General features: G+C 33.4%; 14 protein-coding genes and 1 riboswitch. Of the genes, 12 read left to right on the top strand and 2 right to left on the bottom strand.

The window, feature by feature from the left end; all coding sequences use genetic code 11:
• From MHI39_RS22125 to MHI39_RS22100, 6 genes are all read left to right on the top strand, one after another.
• Positions 1-933 (top strand): ABC transporter ATP-binding protein, encoded by a 933-nt coding sequence (locus tag MHI39_RS22125; RefSeq protein ID WP_212943979.1) that lies wholly within the window; start codon positions 1-3, stop codon positions 931-933.
• Between the two features lie 251 nt (positions 934-1,184).
• A complete protein-coding gene (locus MHI39_RS22120) occupies positions 1,185-1,613 on the top strand; it encodes a MarR family transcriptional regulator (protein ID WP_342540252.1) in 429 nt (142 codons plus the stop codon).
• A 234-nt stretch (positions 1,614-1,847) separates the two neighbouring features.
• Positions 1,848-3,458, top strand: a complete 1,611-nt coding sequence (locus tag MHI39_RS22115; RefSeq protein ID WP_342540251.1) for an MFS transporter — start codon at positions 1,848-1,850, stop codon at positions 3,456-3,458.
• A gap of 14 nt (positions 3,459-3,472) precedes the next feature.
• Complete coding sequence (locus MHI39_RS22110; RefSeq protein ID WP_071977668.1) at positions 3,473-4,102, top strand: efflux RND transporter periplasmic adaptor subunit; 630 nt, start codon at positions 3,473-3,475, stop codon at positions 4,100-4,102.
• A gap of 170 nt (positions 4,103-4,272) precedes the next feature.
• Entirely contained in the window at positions 4,273-4,581 is a 309-nt protein-coding gene (locus MHI39_RS22105; RefSeq protein WP_058006380.1) for a CotD family spore coat protein, read from the top strand.
• Positions 4,582-4,950: 369 nt separating this feature from the next.
• Positions 4,951-5,550, top strand: a complete 600-nt coding sequence (locus tag MHI39_RS22100; protein ID WP_180211488.1) for a YdcF family protein — start codon at positions 4,951-4,953, stop codon at positions 5,548-5,550.
• Between the two features lie 150 nt (positions 5,551-5,700).
• Here the strand turns inward: MHI39_RS22100 and MHI39_RS22095 are convergent, their stop codons facing one another.
• The gene (locus MHI39_RS22095) at positions 5,701-6,291 is read right to left on the bottom strand and encodes an NADPH-dependent FMN reductase (RefSeq protein ID WP_058006382.1); all 591 of its coding nucleotides are present in this window, start codon (positions 6,289-6,291) and stop codon (positions 5,701-5,703) included.
• Positions 6,292-6,745: 454 nt separating this feature from the next.
• Between MHI39_RS22095 and MHI39_RS22090 the strand changes: the two genes are divergently transcribed.
• From MHI39_RS22090 to MHI39_RS22080, 3 genes are all read left to right on the top strand, one after another.
• Positions 6,746-7,360, top strand: a complete 615-nt coding sequence (locus MHI39_RS22090; protein ID WP_342540250.1) for a CPBP family intramembrane glutamic endopeptidase — start codon at positions 6,746-6,748, stop codon at positions 7,358-7,360.
• Between the two features lie 473 nt (positions 7,361-7,833).
• Entirely contained in the window at positions 7,834-9,864 is a 2,031-nt protein-coding gene (locus tag MHI39_RS22085) for a methyl-accepting chemotaxis protein (RefSeq protein WP_342540249.1), read from the top strand.
• Between the two features lie 402 nt (positions 9,865-10,266).
• The gene (locus MHI39_RS22080) at positions 10,267-10,893 is read left to right on the top strand and encodes a hypothetical protein (protein ID WP_342540248.1); all 627 of its coding nucleotides are present in this window, start codon (positions 10,267-10,269) and stop codon (positions 10,891-10,893) included.
• A gap of 61 nt (positions 10,894-10,954) precedes the next feature.
• Here the strand turns inward: MHI39_RS22080 and MHI39_RS22075 are convergent, their stop codons facing one another.
• A complete protein-coding gene (locus MHI39_RS22075) occupies positions 10,955-11,659 on the bottom strand; it encodes a hypothetical protein (RefSeq protein WP_342540247.1) in 705 nt (234 codons plus the stop codon).
• Between the two features lie 283 nt (positions 11,660-11,942).
• On the opposite strand from MHI39_RS22075, the gene MHI39_RS22070 reads away from it, so the two are divergent.
• The 3 genes from MHI39_RS22070 to MHI39_RS22060 are packed head-to-tail and all read left to right on the top strand — an operon-like array spanning position 11,943 to position 14,659.
• Complete coding sequence (locus MHI39_RS22070; RefSeq protein ID WP_342540246.1) at positions 11,943-12,308, top strand: hypothetical protein; 366 nt, start codon at positions 11,943-11,945, stop codon at positions 12,306-12,308.
• A gap of 45 nt (positions 12,309-12,353) precedes the next feature.
• The gene (locus MHI39_RS22065; RefSeq protein WP_342540245.1) at positions 12,354-13,352 is read left to right on the top strand and encodes a 3-oxoacyl-[acyl-carrier-protein] synthase III C-terminal domain-containing protein; all 999 of its coding nucleotides are present in this window, start codon (positions 12,354-12,356) and stop codon (positions 13,350-13,352) included.
• A gap of 47 nt (positions 13,353-13,399) precedes the next feature.
• A complete protein-coding gene (locus MHI39_RS22060) occupies positions 13,400-14,659 on the top strand; it encodes a methyl-accepting chemotaxis protein (protein WP_342540244.1) in 1,260 nt (419 codons plus the stop codon).
• A 228-nt stretch (positions 14,660-14,887) separates the two neighbouring features.
• A riboswitch (cyclic di-GMP riboswitch) is annotated at positions 14,888-14,972 on the top strand.
• The last annotated feature ends 49 nt before the right edge of the window (positions 14,973-15,021 follow it).

Below are 15,021 nucleotides of genomic sequence, written 5' to 3'. Positions count from 1 at the left end.
ATGGCAGAAAAATTATTAGAAATTAAAAACTTAAAGCAATACTTCAATAAAGGAACATCAAATGAAGTACGTGCGATTGATGATATTTCCTTTGATATATATAAAGGTGAAACATTAGGTCTAGTTGGCGAATCAGGTTGTGGAAAGTCAACAACAGGACGTACGATCATTCGGTTATACAATGCAACTGATGGAAAAGTCCTTTTTAATGGAGAAAATGTACATGCGAAAAAGTCCAAAAAGGAATTAAAAAAATTCCACCAAAAAATGCAGATGATCTTCCAGGATCCTTATGCCTCACTGAATCCACGATCAAAAGTTGCTGATATAATCGCTGAAGGCATTGATATTCACGGTTTAGCGAAATCGCCACAAGAAAGAATGGAAATGGTAGAACAACTCCTTGAAACAGTTGGCTTAAATCGTGAGCATGCGAATCGTTATCCACATGAATTTTCAGGTGGGCAAAGACAGCGTATCGGAATAGCTCGTGCACTTGCAGTAAATCCAGAGTTTATCATTGCCGATGAACCAATTTCAGCATTGGATGTTTCAATCCAAGCACAAGTGGTAAATTTAATGAAAAAGCTTCAAAAGGAAAAAGGATTGACCTATTTATTTATTGCCCATGATTTATCTATGGTTAAATATATAAGTGATCGTATTGGGGTAATGTATTTTGGTAAATTAGTGGAATTAGCACCTGCAGATGATTTATATAATCATCCACTACATCCTTACACACAATCGCTGCTTTCAGCTATTCCACTTCCAGATCCAGATTATGAACGTACACGTGTTAGAAAAACTTACGATCCGTCTGTTCATCAATATGAACAAGGTGAAGAAGTGAAAATGCGTGAAGTAGTACCTGGACATTTTGTTTATTGCTCTGAGAAAGAATTAAAGCAATATCAAGCTGAATATAAATAATAGGAAGGGTTGTCATTTGGCAACCCTTTTTCTATGCCATTATCAACAATAACTTTGGCTCTTATCTCACTTAGGTAAAGTCAGAACCCTTCATTCCACAAACTCCGTAGAAGAATTGAATCCTATAGTAGATTTTAAATTGTATTATGACTTTTACAAAAGCAATAAACCTATACGAAAGCATTCATAGCTTTTAGTATGCTATACTAAATTTAACGGTTGTATGTACGTATGAGGAAGGGGAAAGAAGGATGAATGACAAAACTGTCCAGTTGATTGAATATGAAATTGCTTTACTTGTTCGATTGACAACAGCCCATAGTCCCCGGCTTGGTAGTCTAGACAGGGCAGAGTATCTATTATTAAGTCAACTTCAAAAATCTAGTCCCATTGCAATAAATGCATTAGCAGAACAATTATTGCTTAATCTTTCTACTGCGAGTAGACAAATTGCTGTCTTGGAGAAGAAAGGGTATATTAAGCGCTTTCCTGACCCAATCAATGGAAGAATTAGTCTTATCGAGTTAACGGAGAAGGGAACGAATATTCTTAAAAAAGTACAAGATGCACGCTCTTCTGCTTATACTGAAATGCTAAATGAATGGTCACCAGATGAATTAATCCAGTTAAAAGATAGTCTAACGCGTCTTAATCAAGATTTTAAAAAGTGGAGAAAGTAATCTGTAGAGGGATATAGTCTATCATCCCTCTTATTTGGGGTAAAGGAATGCATGTAAAAAAATTCTATTGACCTTTTTTATATAAGTTGTATAATACATATTGTATTATGAAACTTATTGAGTTTAAAGGAATTTCCCTTTGTGGAGATTCTTTTTGTGTTTTAAAGAGCAATTTAATGATGTTGTTCATTCATATGATTCATACTTTGAAGTCAAATGAAAGGAGGAAGATAGATGAATCAAGAGACCCCAAAGGGATTCATGGGAATTCCACAATATATAATTATATCCTTTTTGACTATTTTTGCTATAGGACCCCAGTATTTTATAAATTTATCTTATTCAATGAATCAGGAAATTGTTCAAAATAGTCTACATTTCGATTCAGAAGGATTAATGATTCCGTCTATTTTAGCAAATATAGCTTTTGCTCTTGGTATTCCATTTGGACCTGTTTTAACAAGAGTATTAGGATTTAAGAGAAATTACTTAATAATGGTATGTATCTTTTTACTTGGCTCGATCATTGGGGTAATATCACCTGATTTATTACTACTAATAATAGGGAGAGTCATACAAGGGGTTAGTGCAGGTATTTTGTTTTTAACCATTTTACCTGTCAGCTTAAGATCGTTTCCAAATAAAGTTCGAAATACCTTTTTGTTTATGGTAATTACCGGATTGTTTGGTGCAACTGCAATGGGAGCACTCTTCGGATCATTATCCCTAAGCGTTAATGCATGGCGTTGGCTATTTATATTAAATATACTATCTGCTTTGCTATGCTTAATTGTAGGATACTTTGGTCTTCCGAGAGATGAAGTACATGATCAACAAAAAGCAATGGATAAGACAGGGGTCTTTTTATATTGTCTTATGATGATTATATTGGCCTTTCCTTTGTGTAATTTAATGGAAAAAGGGTTTGCTTCACTATATGTGTGGCCATTCTTTGTTTTAGCCTTCATTTTGGCTGTTTTATTTATCTTTATTGATTTAAAAGCGGAAAATCCATTAATTCCCTTTCGAACTTTAAAAGCGGCAAAGCCTATTTCAGGAACGGTGATGGCGGTTGCCTCCCATGTATTGCTAGTACTCTCGATTGCAGGGATAAATGGCTTTGTCCGTCATAATATGGATCTTCCATTTCATTATTTACTGCACTTTTATTTTTGGTTTTTTATTGGAATAGTAGTTACCGCAATTCTTCATACATTGCTTTATAGTGCTTTAGGTGCAGGTAAGTTAGGAATTGTTGGGTCATTAATTGTAATATATGTAAGCTTTCAATGGAGAACGATGAGTCCTGAAATTTCTTTGACTACCCTTTATTTTCAAATTGCATGTTTAGGTGCAGGGGTAAGTATGGTATTAGTTGGGGGGGCATTAGGAACAGCATTTGCAGGTGATTTACATTTTGCGCCGATGCGTTCTGCTACCTTGCATTCTATTCGTAACTTTGTTGGGGCGATCATTACACCAATTGTAGGTTGGTTTATATCCATGCAAAATGCGATCCAATATGAAAATATCAGAGGGAATCTAGGACAATTTGGAGCGGAAGCGAAATCTGAAATGGCTCAGACCATTCATCGATTAGTAGAGACAGGAATGTCAGCAAGTGAGGCAAAAACCTTAGCATCATATGAACTAATAGCCAATTCCAAAAAGGCAGCAATTCTAGGAGCCTACCATCATTTATTTACCATCATGCTAGGAGTGGCTGTTATTATGCTCATTGGATCAATTGGTAAAATGGCAACTGGAAAGGGGATTGGTCTAGTAAAAAAGGAAAAAAAAAGTCCGATTTCAAATGTAAAAGTAAACCCAAATCATATAAAATGAGAGGAGAAAATTGAATGAGTAAACGTTTAATATTAGCTAATATTATAGGGGTATTGATTATCTTTGTTTTGATAGCAACTGGTGCCTATTTTTATTTTCAAAATGAAAACTATGTAAAGACAAATGACGCTGTAGTATCAGCTGATATGCTTCCGGTTGTGTCACCAATGACAGGTGTATTAACGAATTGGAAAGCAGATCAAGGAAAAGATGTAAAAGAAAATGAAACAATTGGTAAAGTATCCGATGGAGTAAAGGAAATTCCAGTTACATCAAAGATGAGTGGGAAAATAATCAAAAATGAAGCAAGAAAAAATCAAATGGTTCAAGCTGGTCAATCACTTGGAGAAGAGGCAGACATGGATCATTTATATATTATTGCAAATATTAAAGAAACCGATTTAAAAGATATAGAGATTGGTGAAAGTGTCGATATTGAAGTTGATGGAGATAAAGATTCGGTGTTTGCAGGAACCGTTAGTGAAATTGGCTATGCAACGAACTCAGTATTCTCTGTATTGCCACAAAGCTCTAATGGAAACTATACTAAAGTAACTCAAAAAGTAGCCGTAAAAATTGAAATAAATCAGCCATCTTCAAAAGTCCTACCCGGAATGAACGCTAGTGTGAAAATATCCATATAACATATTATGATCAGGTACTACTTAGACAAAAGAAGTTAAATCATTAGGTGGTGCCTGATATTTTTCTCAATTTTTTTGTTAAAATATAGGTATTCGTTTAGTACAACTGTCTTCCATGAACATAGTCTATACTGTATAGAAAAATATGAGGATGGAAGGAGTATTGTCCAATGAGTTACTATCATCACCAGCATCTACAGGGGTGTGGAATCAAACATTGCCCACCTTCAGTATTACCAACACAATATGATCCGGGTTTAACAGATCCACCGCAGAACGCAGTCAGAACAACAGTTATCCCACATGTAATAAGACATGTTCATCCTTCACATACAACGAATGTGAATAAACATGTTTTTACACATCAACATTATTTTCCACATACGGAATCAGTTGTAAATGTATGCTGTGAGAATCATGTATTCTGTGGATGCCCAGTTGATCCATGCTGCCCACCAAGACATTTTGGATTTTATTAATGATAATATAAAGTAGTTAGAATAAAAAACATCTACCATTTTGTGTAGATGTTTTTTTTAGGTTCTTTTCTCAAACATTTTACGAAAAACATTATAAGAATAGATGAGTCTTTTATTGGGTGTAAAAAGCCAGTTAGTTGAGCTTTTACAAAGAAATATTCTGTAATACAACAGACTTTTTGTAAATAAACTTTATTCATTTTTTATTAAAGAATACTTGTCATAAAAAGGGCACTGAGCTTATTTAAATAAGTTAAAGAAGAATATACTATACTGATGATAAATTTTGGGATTATTTTAGTTTTCCTCTACGTAAGACCACTTTCATAGAAAATCTTTAAAAGGCTTTTTATTTTGGGAGGTGGGATCATGAAGATATCGGAATTAAATCCAGATCAATTAACAGATAAGCAAATGGCAGACTTATTATACAATCATGTTCATGATGATATGGAGAAAGGGGACTGCATACTTGTATTCGGTAGCCGTCTGGCTACCAAGTCCCGATTGCCAAAGGCTATCCAATTATATCGAGAGGGTCGGGCGAAAAAGATTCTTTTTTCAGGTGGGACGATTTGGGGAGTAGGTAATGATTCTGAGGCAATTTTATTGAAGAAGAAAGCTTTGGAGCTTGGCATTCCAGAGACAGATATTTTGGTGGAGACGGAGTCACAAAATACAAAGGAAAATATTATCGCTTCATTACTAATTTTAGATCGATATTTTGAATTACACAAAATAAAAAGATTGCTTATTGTAACATCCAACTATCATATGAAAAGAGCCTATCTAACTTTAAAAACCTATATGCCTAGCTGGATTGAATATTCTCTATGTAAAGCAGAAAACCAATATACGCATGAAAACAATTGGTTTCTAACCGAAGAGGGGAGAAAAAGAGTAAAGGAGGAGTCTAAAAAAATTATAAAATATGTAAAATGGGGAGCAATCATTGACGATGAGATATAAATAATTGGAGGGAAGTAACCACATCAGGTGGCTTCATTTTTAGTGAAAATAGTATAACTATACCCACTTGTAGGAATAAAAATAACTCCCCGTAAATAATGGACAATTAGCCAAATTTACGGGGAGATTTTTATTTTTTATCCTTCTGCATTAGCGAATTGTTTTTAAGGCACGGCTCCAAGTATTAACTTGGTCAAGCATTAAATTAATATTGTCAAGATGAAGATCTTGTGGTTTAAATACAGTACCATTTTCAAAATCTGTAAATAATGACAATGTAGGATGAGTACGAACATCAGCAATCATCAATTCACCTAGGATACCACGTAAGTGTTCAGCTGCACGAGCACCACCAGTTGAACCATAGCTAACAATCCCTGCTGCTTTGTTATTCCATGCTTCACGAGCTAAATCAAGGGCATTTTTTAAAGCTCCTGTAATACTGTGATTATATTCTTGAACAATGAATACGAATCCATCTAATTCAGCAAGTTTTTCATTCCATGCTGCAATTCCTGGTGCATCTGCTTCACCTAAAAATGGTAATTTGAAATCTGCAATATCAACGATTTCATAATTAGCATCTCCACGTTGATCTGCAATTCCTTTTACCCATTCACCGACTTGAGGACTTAAACGTCCTTGGCGTGTACTACCTAAAATAATTCCAATGTTTAATTTTTCTGTCATGATTTCTTCCTCCTTCGTTGTTTTACCAAATAGTTTGTTGAGAAAACTCATTTTTACACCACCTTAGTTGTTGATAGATCTATGCTATTGTGTAAAATGTATAAGCATTGAATTAATTTCACTCATCGAGTTACTTTATGTAAGTTAGTATAGTTTAATAATTTAATTTCGTCAAGTTATTAATTAGATATCATTTTGATGTTCCAAAAAATGAAGTATGAATGATTCATTTGAAAGTTAGTTTAACTAAATTAAGACATTCATATTATTATAAGAAAAAAGTTGAAATGCTCAAACCAAGAGATATCCACTTGCCCCGCTGTTGTATGATTGAATGGAGAATAGCATGGAGGAAAATGGTGAAAATTGAATATTCTATAAATTGATGATACCTTTTAAAAAAGCTCACCTTTTTATAGGTGTAAAAGCCGGGAGTAGGGCGTTTACAAAAGCACAATAGATATGAAGACAGTTTAAGTAAATAATTACAAGGAAGGGGAAATGAATGAAAAAGATTAGAAATTACCTCATTCTGACATTCTTATTGACCTATGTGTCATGGGGAATCATGATAATGTATACTCAAGTAAATAATGTTCCTTTTGGTTCTTCAATCTTCATGTTAATTTTATATGTGATTGGAGTAGTAGGTCCTGCAATAGGGGCTATAGTGGTTAATAAACAAATGGATTCTAATGTACAATATAAAAGTTTCTTGAAAAATATATATTATCCATCAAAAAGAATAGGATGGTACTTATTTATTGTATGTATCGTTATCATTTTTCATATGGGTCCATACATTCTTATTGGTGGAAATAAAATTGCCCCGTTTTCCCTTTTATTCTTGCAATTTCCTTTGTTTATCGTTATTGGAGGGTTTGAGGAAATTGGGTGGAGGGGACTTTTGCTTCCAGAGTTAGAAAAGAAAATATCTCCGTTTCTTAGTACCCATATCTTAGGTATCATTTGGAGTGTTTGGCATTTACCATTGCTTTTTATACAAGGAACATACCAATATCAATTTTTAAACTTTTTTACATTTACGATTAGTACGATCGCTTTTTCATTCATATTAGCGATTGTTTATTTAAAACGAGAAGTATTTTCATGTGTATAATGACACATGCATTTTTAAATAGTATTGCAGGAGTGTTTGTTATTAACGAATCGCTACTAGCGGAAATGCTCCCTTTATTATTTGCGTGTATTATATTCTTCATTTTTTTAAATAAAAATAGAGCTTTAGTAATCAATAAAGATTCTAATCTATCAAAAAGAAACATGGAGTGATATTAAGAATATCGACCTTGAAAAGTAAGTAGAAAGAACTATTTATCATACAAATTTTTCAATTGACTCCCGGTATAATTCTAAAAAATGCTTCATTTATGAATTTCATTTTATTCAAGAATATTGAATAAATCAATGAAATTCGTACTTGTATGGCCAATAAAATCCATTAATGATCAAAAATTATATGAGAAGATGAAGGATCATTTATTGTAACTTACCTTAATGACTATAAATATCCTACTATGTTACAATAGCTCCGAAGTAATAGGTAGTTTTTACCGATATCGGAGGGATAAGATGAAACGTCATAGTAGCATTTCTACAAAAGTATCCCTTGTTTTATTTATAGTTATTGCAATTGTTCTTTCTGCAACTGCTGTTATTGTAAACGTTTATACAAAAGATATAATGGCTGAAAGTATAGAAAAGGAAGTAAACGTTGAAAGCAAATCGGTTGCAGATAAGGTAAATAATTTTTTTGAAGGGAAAGGGCAGCTGGTTGATCAGATTACTAGTAATCAAACTTTGCTCCACTACCTAAAGACAGCAAAAACACGTGACGATGCATTGACAAATAAATATTACAAGGATATGAATCAATCATTAGAAGATATTAAAAGTATGAACCCAGATATAGCTATGGTTTGGGTCGCAAGTGAAAAAGGAAATTTTTTAACTGGAACCGGAAATGTTCTTTCAGATACCGACTTTGATCTATCAGAAAGACCATGGTATAAACCAGTAACGAGTACTGAAGGTGTATATTACACGGAACCATATATGGATCAAGTATTCGGTAAAGTAATTATGAGTGTAATGAAGGAAGTAAAGGTAGATAATGAGCCAGCAGGAATTGTGGCGGTTGACCTTTTCCTTGATTCCATTCCATCAATAATGGAGCAATATAAAATTGGTAAAACTGGTTACAGTATTTTACTAGCTCCTGATGGCAATGTGATTTATCATCCAAATAAGGATCTTATTATGAGCAAGCCGTTGACAACTCAAAAGGGAGATATCGGAGCGATTGCGAAGAAAATGATTGCTGGGAAAACTGGCCTTGAAACAGCAAAGCTTGATGATAAAGATTATTACATTGGCTATAAACCAGTAGAATCCACTGGTTGGTCCGTTGCAACAACTGTTACGCAAGATGAGGTTTTTAAACCATTAAAAAGTATGGGTACCAAACTCATCATCTTTTTCATTATTGCTATAGTGATCCTGATTACTATTGCTTATATTCTTTTAAAGTATATGTTGAAAAATCTTTCGGGAATGTCTGATATCATTAAAAAGATTGCTGCTGGGGATATGACCCATCGTATAGATATACGGTCAAAAGATGAATTAGGTCAAGTATCTAGTGATTTAAACGGAATGCTCGATAATTTAAATGGACTTATTCGAACTGTTCAAGTTAATGCATCACAAGTAGCTGCATCATCTGAACAATTAAATGTAAGTACAGATCAAACGGCACAGGCCGCTCAAGTTGTAGCAGGAACTGTTGATTCAGTGACAGCTGGAACATTGCAGCAAATTGATAGTACAAAAAAAGCCGCAGAAACTGTTGTTAGAATGTCTAATACCTTCCAAGAAATTTCTTCTGATTCAGATGAGGTAGCGAAACGTTCCGAAGACGCTGTTCAAAAAGCAAAGCTTGGAGAAGAATCGGTTCATTCTGCGATGACTCAGATGGAAACCATTAAAGAAACGGTAAATAATGCAGCGACTATCATTGCAAAACTAGGTGAACGCTCAAATGAGATTGGCCAGATTGTAGATGCCATTTCTGAAATATCCAACCAAACCAACTTACTGGCTCTAAATGCTTCAATAGAAGCGGCGCGAGCAGGAGAGCATGGAAAAGGCTTCTCTGTTGTTGCAAATGAAGTCAAAAAGCTTGCTGAACAATCTAACCAAGCAGCAGGTCAAATTGGGGAATTAATCAAGGAAATTCAGATAGATACAGATACAGCTGTAAACTCAATTAATAAGGGAACTCATGAGGTGAATAAAGGATCAGAGGTTGTTCAAACTACAGGGGAAACCTTTAACGAAATAACTTCTATCGTATCTCGTGTCTCTCAACAAATGATAGCTATTTCTTCATCAATTCAGCAGTTATCATCAGAAACAAAACAAGTAGTCGACATTATTCAAGATGTAGATGCGGTTGCCCATTCAACTCAAGAAAGCTTTGAAAATGTAGCTGCTGCTGCGGAAGAGCAGACTGCTACTCTTGAAGAAATTGCTTCCTCAAGTCAAGAGTTATCTTCTATGGCTATGGAACTTGAAAATGCTGTGTCTAGTTTTAAAATTTAATTTTCAAGGGACAGTTCTTTCGCTTATTCAAAGCTAGAGGACTGTCCTGTCTTTATTTTTAATATACTTTTTTATATGAAAGAATGCTCCAACGATATTGATGATTCTCTTTTGATAGAAGTAATTATTGAGGATATTGCTTAGTCATCATACTTTACCACATTTAGGACTTTCCTTATTTTCGATTCAATCTCTGGATATACCTTATAATTATTTCCAATTTTTTGTTTAAACTTATTGTCTAAAGGAATAATACGAATATAAACAATGGAGAATGCAGCTATTTTCTCAATAAAATGAAACGTTAGTGATCCTCAGTCGATATTTATTCGTTATAATTTTACTTAAATAGCAACAATGTTTGAGAATAGAGCCTAAACAATTGATAAGGGAGATAAGATAATGAGAATAAAGATGATAGTGCTTATTTGTTTATTATCATTTGGTTTATTCGCCTGTTCAACTGAAAAAAGTCGAAAGGATAATAGTGATTCTAGTGATCACACTCATAAGCAAGCCCAGCAGGATTTAAAACAATACTCACAAGATCCAGATAAAGATTCTAATCAAGACTTTGATTTAGTAGGTAGATTAATTGAAGAAAGCGATGACCAAATTAACATAAATATTAACGGAAAAGAGGTCTTGATTCCAAAAAGTAAGTCCTTTGCGGTTAAAGGCTCACATAATAATTTGAAAAATCAGCTTGTAAAAGTAGAGATAGGAAATCAAAATCAACAAGCAGAAGAGATGGAGCTAACAGCGTTGGCAAAAGCAGATCGTGATGGGGTATATGAGAAAAATGTTGATGAAACAAAAATCATTGGGAATTACATTTCAGAAACAGATAAGGACTTAACAATACAAGTGAAAAATGGAGATAAGACTTATTTGAAATCCCGAGACTATAAGATAAAGGGAAAGCTTCCGTCTAAACAAATAAAAGGTAAAATCGTAAGACTAGAATTACAGAAGAACAATAAAGTAAAAAGCTTAGAATATAAACAGGAAGACCAGAATGTAAAATAAGTAAGGGGGTGTTTATTAGAATAGACACCCTTTCCTTTATTAAATATTTATTTGAAAGTATTCACTTGGTTCGTTTTCTCAGTCGATTTAGCCCAATAAGTAGAACGATAATCATACAATCAAAAGCAAGAATCAGAGTCATTTTATCTACATTTATGATGTTAATAACTTGAAAGAAGTGATTCAGGATTTTCTGTAAAAGGGCATCTTTTGCTATTGCAAGAATACTTATGTGCACTAAAAGTGCACCTGCGATAATTTGAATCCAATAAAATGTGTTAATCATTCGGGTTAGTAGTGGGAGTAATGAGAATGCGATGACTAAACTAATGAATAGACCTAGTAATGCTTGGAAAATATTATTCGTCATTTCGGCCATAATAAAAACAGTGTCAAAGGAGATAACAAAATCAGTTAATAAAATGATAAATAACATTTTATGAATAGGAATTAAAGGAGCACTAGCACCAAAAGAAAACCAGCGATTATCCTCATCTTGTCCTACATTCATCACTAAGCGAAAACCGATCCAAAGAATAATTAATCCCGTAAGTAAATGGAGTCCAGGTAGTTCACTAAGAGTTTGAATAATAGATACATAAAATGTTCTACTAAGAGTCAACATACAAACTGCTAATACTTTAACAATAAAAAGTGCTCTTGGATGTTGTTCATATAAATTTTTTCTTAATAATGCAGCAATAATTAAAATATTATCAATATCATTTATTACATTTAGCAAAGCTAATTGAAAAATTTTTTCCACATTTAACCCTCCAACACTGTAGGTGAAATGGAGCAATTTTGTCCAATCATTAAATACTATGCTAGTAAATGATGAGACATGCTTTATATATAGTAGGGGTACTAAACGTATCATGTTTTTCATGCAGAACAACCAAATGATCATGCTTTTTTGTTTAGAATAGGCTAAAAGTCTAATAAACTATAAAAAAATTGGAAATTATACCGATAATAAGGTAGATAAATATAATATTTTGTTATATGAAAATTAAAATACTTTTAATTTCAAAAAGGAGTTTAAACAGATGCCATTGTTTCAAACAGATTCAAGAAATAAAGCTTTTGTCATTACAATAGAAGGCTTTGCTGAAGTTGATAGAGCGGCGGATTTTGTTGGAAAGTTAAAAAATGAGGTATCAACCATTGATGTGAACAATTATACGCTTATCGCGGATGGGACCCATCTAAAAACATTTAAACCAGAAATATTACCTCTATTGGAAAAAAGCTATGCTCTTTACATGAGCCTTGGTTTTAAAAAAGTGTTAGTTGTAAATCCACAAAGAGTAACACCACGTTTACAAGTAAAAAGAGTGGCAAAAAATGTTCAATTTACTGGAGAATTTATTCCAAGTTTACAAGAAGCACTACATATATCAGCCAATCTATAAATCTTATAAAAAATACTAGATGTTTTTGATAATAAGGAGAAAAAAATGACAACCAGTATTACTCTAAAAGATGTAGCTATTTATCATCCAAATAATGCAATAAATAATGATTTCTATATTAATCACTTTCAGGAACAAGGAAAGGATATACATAATTTACTTCAAGCACTTGGAAGAGAAAATAGATATGTAGCGGATTATTCGAAAGAAAACACTTTAACAATGGCAATCGAGGCTTCAAAAAATGTGTTAAATAAAGCTAAGTACACTGGTCAAGATTTGGACATGATTGTTTTTGTATCTAGTACACCTGAGTATTTTGCGCCACCCAGTGCAGTTGCTATACATCGTGCATTAGAGGGAAAAGAAGAAGCAATTGTTTATGATATGAATGCAGCCTGTGTTGGAATGATTGTCGCAGTTGAACAAGTAAGTAGAAGTATGCTAGCTAATCCACATATTCATCGAGCATTGGTTGTAGCCTCTGAGCAACTCCTTCGATATGCATGGGAGGAGGAAGCGGTTACTTATTCAAGCTTTGGAGATGGGGCATCAGCTGTATTGCTTGAAAAACAAGAAGAAACCAATCAAGGATTTATCGATTCTGCATATAAAGTGAATACTGAATCAATTGACAAAATCATACTTCCAGCATGTGGAGTTTCCAATCTGAAAGATCAGAACATTTCTGATTATGAAAAAAGAGTGAAATGGGAAAACGTTAATAATGATAATGCCTTTAAGTCCACTGTTGAGCTTATAGAAAAGCTATTAAATAGAAATAACCTAACGACCAGTGATATACAAGCTTTTTGTTTTTCACAAATTTCGAGAAAGAATATCTATAAAATACAGGAAATGTTTAATGAAGATCGTAAGAAGTTTCCTGTGGTAGGGACGAAATATGGTTACACGGGTTCGGCAAGTCCCTTTATGGCTTTTGAATATGCTGTACGGACTGAACAGGTGAAAAAAGGTGATTATGTTGTGTTTTGGTCGGTAGGTGCGGGATCCTCTGCTTCAGCAATGTTATTTAAATATTGAGTCATAGATCAATCAATTAATCATCATATTACATTAGGAGAATTAGGATGAGTAAAAATAAGGAAAAAGTAAATATTATTCCAAGCTTAGTAATGACATCTATACTTCCATCTGTATTAATTGGTTTAATCATCATTGGAAGCTTTTTTACAAAAAATCAAATGCTACAAATTAGTGCAGTAATTATCGGGGTTATCCTTTTAATAGGGGTTACAATATTATCCTCTCTTCGCTTAAAGAAAAAGTGGATTGTTATGGGTGAACTGTCGCAAAGACTAGTTTTAGGAGATCTAACCTCGTTGGAGAAAAAGAAGAATAAAGAAAGCTTAGACCATATCTCCCATAATTTATACACGGCTACAAACAATATGAGAAAGCTTGTTGTAAATATGAAAAATGGCATTTCTGATGTAGACAGTCATTCAGATGAATTATTAGCAACAGCTACAGAGCTTACTTATATTATTCAAGATGTAAAAGATACGATCGATGAAATGACTCAGGGAGCATTGGAGCTAAGTGCAACCAATCAACAAGTAAGTGCATCAATTGAGGATATCGAAACTTCGACGAATAAATTGGCAGATAAAGCAAAGGACGCAGGGAAGTTAGCTGAGGAAATTCAGGTTCGTGCGGCTAAAGTGAGAGAGGATGCGACTCATTCAGTACAAACTTCAGAAAAGATATTTATCGAAAAAGAAGAAAAAATAATGAAAGCTATGGAAGAATCAAAAGTAGTAGAAGAAATTACAATACTAGCGGATACAATTGGTGGTATTGCAGAGCAAACCAATTTATTAGCATTAAATGCTTCTATAGAAGCAGCACGAGCTGGAGAGGCTGGTAAAGGATTTTCAGTTGTTGCTGAGGAAATACGAAAATTAGCTGAGCAATCTTCCAAGTCAGTAGAAAATATCCGTAATGTTACTAGTAAAGTTCAACAAGCTTTTGTTAATTTAACAGATAATTCAAAGGATGTTTTGCACTATATGGATAGCGAGGTTTTACCTGATTACGAGAAATTTATACAAATTGGTATACAATACGAAAAAGATGCTGAATTTATTAAGCAAATGTCTGTTGATATTGCTAGTTCATCAGGTGAAATGGCATCTGCAATAACAGAGGTAAATAAAGCCATTCATAATATTTCTGCCACAACTCAACAATCAGCATCTGGTGCAGAAGAAGTTCTAGAGAATGTTTCTGAAGTTTCCTTAGCCATTAAAGAGGTAGAGGAAGGTGTTCAGAAACAGCATGAATTGACAGTGAATGTAAAACTGTTATTGGATCATATTACAGTATAAATTGTTCGGGCTGGACAGGCTTAATGAAGGATTATATTTCATTCTTTATAGGCTGTATTTGTAGTTAGAAAAAAGAGTCTTATAATAGAAGGTATAGAGATTAAAATCTAATCGATACCTTCTTTTTTTTATTTTCAATTCAATTCTGAAAATATTGACCATAGTAAAAAAGAACTATATAATATGAATGAAATAGTTTTACTTTAAGTATTTTGGTGATGGTATATGAGAATTAAAAGGCAAATTCATTGAAAAATGAAGACGCAAAGCTATAGGGGCTAACATCATAGGATTATGCCAGCCAGTTATTGAAAATGTATGATTAAATGATTAATCGATAGATGATTAATTTTTTTTTACCA

The sequence above is a fragment of the Heyndrickxia sp. FSL K6-6286 genome (assembly GCF_038630395.1).
Classification (GTDB): Bacteria; Bacillota; Bacilli; order Bacillales; family Bacillaceae_C; genus Heyndrickxia; species Heyndrickxia oleronia.
The sequence above is the reverse complement of the archived record's forward strand: the minus strand, read 5'-3'. Positions and strand labels throughout refer to the sequence as shown.